The sequence below is a fragment of the Nocardia altamirensis NBRC 108246 genome, assembly GCF_001612685.1.
Lineage (GTDB): Bacteria > Actinomycetota > Actinomycetes > Mycobacteriales > Mycobacteriaceae > Nocardia > Nocardia altamirensis.
On record NZ_BDAY01000069.1, the window covers coordinates 64,258 to 70,597 of the forward strand.

Genomic DNA, 6,340 nt, shown 5'->3' on the forward strand with positions numbered 1-6,340 from the left:
TACGACGCGACTCCGGAGGCCATCCGATGTCCCACAGCGCAGACTCCGACGACCTGTACGCCCTACCCGGAATGAACCGCGTCGCACCGCGGCACGGATTCCCGCAGCACGAGCTCTTTTCGGAGGTCGCCTACGAGATCGTGCACGACGAGCTCCTGCTCGACGGCGTCTCCCGGATGAACCTGGCGACCTTCTGCACCACCTGGGTGGACGACAAGGCGCGCAGGCTGATGGCCGAGTCGCTGGACAAGAACATCGTCGACAAGGACGAGTATCCGCAGACCGCGGAACTGGAGCGCCGCTGTGTCCGGATGATCGCCGATCTGTGGCACGCACCCGACCCTGCCGCGACGAGGGGCACCTCGACCACCGGTTCCAGCGAGGCCGCGATGCTCGGCGGCCTGGCCGCCAAGTTCCGCTGGCGGCAACGCGGCGGCACCGGAACACCCAATTTCGTCTGTGGATCTGTCCAGGTCTGTTGGGAAAAGTTTGCTCGTTACTTCGATGTGGAGATCCGGCAGATCCCGCTGCGTGGCGACCGGCTCACCATGCACCCGGACGATGTCGCGGCCTACTGCGACGAGCGAACCATCATGGTGGTGCCCACTTTTGGACAGACCTTCACCGGACTGTTCGAGGATGTCGCCGGGATCAGCAAGGCCCTCGACCAGGTGCAGGCGGAGCGCGGCTTGGACATTCCGATCCACGTCGACGCGGCGAGCGGCGGTTTCCTCGCCCCGTTCACGGCGCCGGAGCTGGTCTGGGACTTCCGGCTGCCGCGGGTGAAGTCGATCAACGCCTCCGGCCACAAGACCGGGCTCGCGCCGCTCGGCGTCGGCTGGGCGATCTGGCGCGAGGCCACCGACCTGCCCGACGAGCTCGTCTTCGAGGTGGACTACCTCGGCGGCAGCATCGGCACCTTCAACCTCAACTTCTCCAGGCCGGGCGGGCAGGCCATCACGCAGTACTACGAGTTCATCCGCCTCGGCCGGACCGGCTACACCCGCGTCCAATCCAGCATCTACCGTGCGGCCGAGCACCTGGCCGCAGGCCTGCGCGAGCTCGGCGCGTTCGAGCTGATCCACGACGGCGATCCACACCGTGGCATCACGGCCGTTGCGTGGCAGCTGACCGGCGATCCCGGGTTCAACCTGTACGACCTGTCCGATCGGCTGCGCAGCAGAGGCTGGCTGATCGCCGCCTACCCGTTGCCCGCCGACCGGTCGGACGAGACGATCATGCGGGCGGTGTTTCGGCACGGCTACACCGTCGACATGGCCGATCTGCTGCTCGCCGACATCGATCGGTGCATGAAACAGCTTGCGCGGCATCCGTTTTCGACATCGCTCACCCGGCAGGAAGCGGGCGGTTTCACGCACAGCGCGACGGCAGCGGTACCGAACCGCACCGAAGACAAGGACTGAGACGCCCGGACGCCGCCGCCCGATTTACGCCATTCCCGGGCGACGGCGCCGATCGGCACGCTCGGCGACACCGATCATTACGCGCGCCGCGATGCCCGACCTCATCGCGTCGCGGAACTCTAGGCCGCGCGCGCGACGGCGGGCGGCTCCCAGCGGTACACCTCGCCGACCGCGCCGTGGAACATGGCGAGATCGACCGCGTCGAGCATGGCCTGGCGCGGGCCGGACCGTTGTAGCTGTGCGGCCGAAACCGCAAGGCGCAGTACGCCACCGCGCCGCGCGGTGCGCGCGGCGCCGAGCACGAGCGCCCGACACCACCACGGTTCGGCGCGGAAGCCCTCGCCGATGCCGTACACCCGAGCCTTCTGCACCGTGTTGCGTTCCAGGTCGAGGATCGAGGTCAGACCGAGCGAGACCCGGAAGCCGACCTCGGGCAGCGCCTCGACGGCGCCCGCCGACGCATCCCAGCGCGGGGCGGCGAACAGCCTGGTCCGCAGCTCGACCTGCTCCATCACCCGGTCCGCCGCGGTGAGCCGCAGCCGCGCCTCATGCCTTGGCAGCGTGGCGAATTCGGCGCGGCGGCGCTTGGTCGCGGCCTGGTCGTAGCCGTGCAGCACGATGGCGTCGCCCTTGGCCCGGCGGCCTCGCAACCATGCCTGCGTCGCCGCATCCTCGACCAGCCGGTACTTGCCCTTCAACCGGGGCGCCACGAGCAGCGACAGTGGCACGCCACGCTGATCCATCTCGCCGGCGAACTGAATCGCCGCGTCCCGAGTGGTGTCCCTGATCCCGGAAATCGATACGATCAGCTCAGCGTTCATGAACCAACGGTGGCAGGGGTAGATGTACTAGGCGTGCAGGAAGTGTGACCGGGCGACGAACACCCTGTCACACGTTCTCGCCGAAATCCGGGTCAGGCTAATCGGGTGTTTCGGGCCGAAGATCTCGAAAACTATGCTTCGGCCAGACCGACCCGATCCAGCACCCAGGCGTATTCGAAGGCGACTTCCTTCCACTTCTCGTACCGCCCGCTGACGCCGCCGTGGCCTGCGCTCATCTCGGTCTTCAGCAGCAGCTGGGAATCACCGGTCTTGGTGGCACGCAGCTTCGCCACCCACTTGGCAGGCTCGACGTACAGGACGCGAGTGTCGTTGAGGCTGGTGATGGCCAGAATGGCCGGGTAGTCCTTGGCCTCGATGTTCTCGTAGGGCGCGTAGGACTTCATGTAGTCGTAGACGTCCTTGTCCGCCAACGGGTTACCCCACTCGTCCCATTCGATGACGGTGAGCGGCAACGACGGATCGAGGATCGAGGTGAGCGGATCGACGAACGGAACGTTGGCCAGGATGCCGGCGAACAGCTCCGGCGCCAGGTTCGCCACCGCGCCCATCAGCAGACCGCCCGCGCTGCCACCGTCGGCGATGACCCGATCCGCCGCGGTGACGCCGGTGTCGATCAAATGCCGTGCGCACGAGACGAAGTCGGTGAAGGTGTTCTTCTTGGTGAGCGTCTTGCCGTTCTCGTACCAGAGCCTGCCCATCTCGCCGCCGCCGCGCACGTGCGCGACCGCGAACACCATGCCGCGATCCAGCAGCGAAAGTCGCGAGACGGAGAAAGACGGATCCATGCTCGCCTCGTAGGAGCCGTATCCGTAGAGCAGCAATGGTTTCGGCGACTCGGCCGCGACGCCCTTCTTCCACACCAGCGAGATCGGGATCCGGGTGCCGTCCTCGGCGATCGCCCAATCCCGGTGCTGCTCATAGTCGTTGGCGTCGTAGCCGCCGAGCACCGGCTGCTCCTTGCGCAGCAGCAGCTCGCCGGTGGCAGGCACGTAGTCGAACACCTGGACCGGGGTGATGAACGAGGTCAACCCGATGCGCAGGGTCGGCTGCGCCCACTCCGGGTTCGCGCCGGCGCCGACCGCGAACAGCTCGAGGTCGAAGTCAAGCTCTTTCCGCTCGCCGTAGCCGCTGTCGGTCAGCGGCCAGACCGCGACCCTGGTCAGCGCCTCGCGCCGGTAGCTGAGCACCAGGTGGTCGGCGTAGGCATCGACATCCTCCAGCCGCACGTCGTCCCGGTGCCCGATCAGCAGGTTCAGCGCCGACGGGTCGGCGACCGGCGCGTCGGCGAGCACGAAGTTCTCCGCCTTCACGCCGTCGACAACGTCGTTGTGCAGGATCAGGAATCGGTCCTCGCCGGCGACCACCGCGTGCTCGGCGGAGTATTCGACGCCCTCGCGCCGCGGCAGAATGACCCGGAATTCGCCCTCGGGATTGTCGGATTCGAGCACCCAGCCCTCGGTGGTGATCTTGGAGCCGACCCAGATCATCAGATACTTCTCCGAGCGGGTCGAGGTGATGCTCACCCAGTAGCGCTCGTCGGGCTCGTGGAACACCTTCACGTCGGTGACGGTCGGGCTGCCGAGGCGGTGCCGCCAGACGGTGTCGGGCCGCCAGGACTCGTCGACGGTCTGATAGAAGACGTGCGTGCCGTCCAGCGACCAGGTCGCGCCGGGCGCGGTCTCGGCGATCGCATCGGGCAGCAGTTGCCCGGTGCGCAGATCCTTGAAACGCAGCACGTAGCGCTCGTCGCCGACGGTGTCCACCGAGTAGGCGAGCAGATTGCCGTCATGGCTCAGCGAGAACGCGCCGAGCGCGAAGAAGTCGTGGCCCTCGGCGACCTCATTGCTGTCGAGCAGCACCTGTTCGCCTGGCACCTCGGTGCCCGCTTCCAGCTGCGGCGGGGTCCACGCGTCGATGCCGTCGGCGTCGGCCGCGATCGGACACCGGCAGTGCACGCCGTACTGCTTGCCCTCGAAACTGCGCGAGTAGTACCAGTAGTCGCCCATCCGGGTCGGCACCGACAGGTCCGTCTCCTGGGTGCGCGACTTGATCTCGTCGAAGATCGTGTCGCGCAGCTGCGCCAGGTGCGCGGTCTGCGCCTCGGTGTAACTGTTCTCGGCCTCGAGGTAGGAGATGACCTCCGGGCTCTCCTTGTCCCGCAACCACTCGTACTCGTCTACGAACAGGTCACCGTGGTGCACGCGTTCGGTGGGCACCGTCTTAGCGATCGGGGCCGACACCCCGTCGAGGTTTGAGATCGTTCCGGTACCACTGTCCACAGCCATGCGCTCCACCGTAGCGGCGCACGCACCGCCCGTCCCGCCAGGACCCAGCAATACCGCTGATCAGCCGCTGCTGCGATATTGGCCGCGTGGCCGTGACGCTCGCAAGACTCGCTCCATGGGGGTTGAGTTGTGCAGCGCCGGAACGACTCTGGGTGAGACCGGTTAGGGCTTGGTCGTTTTGGTGTCTGAGGCGGCCGCGATGACGCCGTCGAGGACGTCGCGGGTGCGGTGTAGGTCGCGCATGGCCTGTTCGATGCGCTCGCGTTCTTCGGTGAGTTTCGCCACCAGGTAGGGGGTTGCGGTCTCGGTCGGTGTGCCGTCCACATCGTGGATGCAAGGCAGCAGATCGCCGACGGTGTCGCTGTGCAGGCCTGCGGCGAACATCTCCTGGATGCGCCTGACCCGGTCGACGGCCGCCTCCGGGTACTCGCGCTGCCCGCCGGAGGTGCGTTCCGAGGCGAGCAGTCCCTTGGTCTCGTAGTACCGCAACGACCGGACGCTGACTCCGGTCCGGTCGGCCAGTTCACCGATGCGCACGATTCGCTCCTTGACCTGACATTGATGTCAGGTTTTACGGTACAGGAATGACGCTGCTGACCGAATACCGCACTCCACTGCTCACCCTGCCCAATCGGATTGTCATGTCACCGATGACCCGGCTGCGCTCCGAGCCGGACGGGTCGCCGACCACCGACGTCGCCGACTACTACGCCCAGCGGGCCGCGGCGGGGCTCATCGTGACCGAGGGCATCTGGCCGCATTCGATCGGACAGAGCGAAGCATGGGCACCGGGGATACAGACCGAAAAGCACGTGCAGGCATGGCGCCACGTCACCGACGCCGTGCACGCGGCGGGCGGACGCATCTTCGCCCAGCTGATGCACGGTGGCCGCAAAGGACATCCGCTCGGCCGCATCGATGGCTCGATGCCCGCTGGCCCGTCGGCGGTCATCGATGAAGACTGGGTTCACCTGACCGCAGGCGGCAAAGCCGAGCCGATCGTCCCCGAAGTCATGGACCGCGCCGCCATCGCGGCCGCGATCGAACACCATGCCTCGGCCGCGCACAACGCCATCGCCGCCGGCTTCGACGGCGTCGAAATCCACGGCGCCAACAGCTATCTCAGTCATCAGTTCCTGGCCGACAACACCAACCTGCGGACCGACGAATTCGGCGGGTCGATCGAGAACCGGATGCGGCTGCCGCTCGCCATCGTCGATGCGGTGGCCGGTGCCATCGGCGCGCACCGCACCGCCATCCGCCTCTCCCCCGGCAACCCGCAGTTCAACATGTTCGAGGCGGATCCGGGCCCGCTCTACCGCGAGCTCGTCACCGAACTCGATCGCCGCGGCCTCGCCTACCTGCACCTGATCGACAACGACGACTATCCGGCGCTGGCCGACCTGCGACCGCGGTGGCACGGCACCCTCGTCGCCAACGTCGGGGAAAACCGCGAACAGACCTCCGCTGCGAGCGCCACTGCGGTGCTCGAGCGCGGCGATGCGGACCTGGTCTCGTTCGGGCGCGCGTTCATCTCGAATCCCGATCTGGTGCACCGCATTACGCACGACCTCCCGCTCGCCGACATCCGCGAACACCTGCTGTACGGCCGCACCGCCGAGGGCTATAGCGACTACCCCGGCTGGGAGGCCAGCGAAACGGACACGCGTCAGCGTGTCGTCGGAGTGTCGTAGGCTCGAACGCATGAGTATCGCCGTGGGCAGTCGGGTGGCCGCTGCCGCGGCGATGCTGTGCGCGGTAGCCGGAATCGGCGCGGCGGCCCCGGCGT

Annotated in this window: 5 protein-coding genes; 2 read left to right on the forward strand and 3 right to left on the reverse strand. The window is 67.2% G+C overall.

Annotation, left to right across the window (positions count from 1 at the left end):
- The first annotated feature begins 26 nt into the window (after positions 1 to 26).
- Positions 27 to 1,424 (forward strand): glutamate decarboxylase, encoded by a 1,398-nt coding sequence (gene gad / locus NA11_RS31560; RefSeq protein WP_069165689.1) that lies wholly within the window; start codon positions 27 to 29, stop codon positions 1,422 to 1,424.
- Positions 1,425 to 1,543: 119 nt separating this feature from the next.
- Here the strand turns inward: gad and NA11_RS31565 are convergent, their stop codons facing one another.
- The 3 genes from NA11_RS31565 to NA11_RS31575 form a co-directional block, all read right to left on the reverse strand.
- Positions 1,544 to 2,245, reverse strand: coding sequence for a DUF2334 domain-containing protein (locus NA11_RS31565; protein WP_069165690.1), 702 nt, complete (start codon positions 2,243 to 2,245; stop codon positions 1,544 to 1,546).
- Between the two features lie 131 nt (positions 2,246 to 2,376).
- Positions 2,377 to 4,551 carry a S9 family peptidase gene (locus NA11_RS31570; protein ID WP_069165691.1) on the reverse strand — a complete coding sequence of 725 codons (2,175 nt, stop codon included), beginning with the start codon at positions 4,549 to 4,551 and terminating at the stop codon, positions 2,377 to 2,379.
- A gap of 162 nt (positions 4,552 to 4,713) precedes the next feature.
- Positions 4,714 to 5,088 carry a MerR family transcriptional regulator gene (locus tag NA11_RS31575; RefSeq protein WP_069165692.1) on the reverse strand — a complete coding sequence of 125 codons (375 nt, stop codon included), beginning with the start codon at positions 5,086 to 5,088 and terminating at the stop codon, positions 4,714 to 4,716.
- A gap of 47 nt (positions 5,089 to 5,135) precedes the next feature.
- On the opposite strand from NA11_RS31575, the gene NA11_RS31580 reads away from it, so the two are divergent.
- Positions 5,136 to 6,245: an alkene reductase gene (locus NA11_RS31580; protein ID WP_069165693.1), complete on the forward strand. Its 1,110-nt coding sequence runs from the start codon at positions 5,136 to 5,138 to the stop codon at positions 6,243 to 6,245.
- Positions 6,246 to 6,340: the final 95 nt, after the last annotated feature.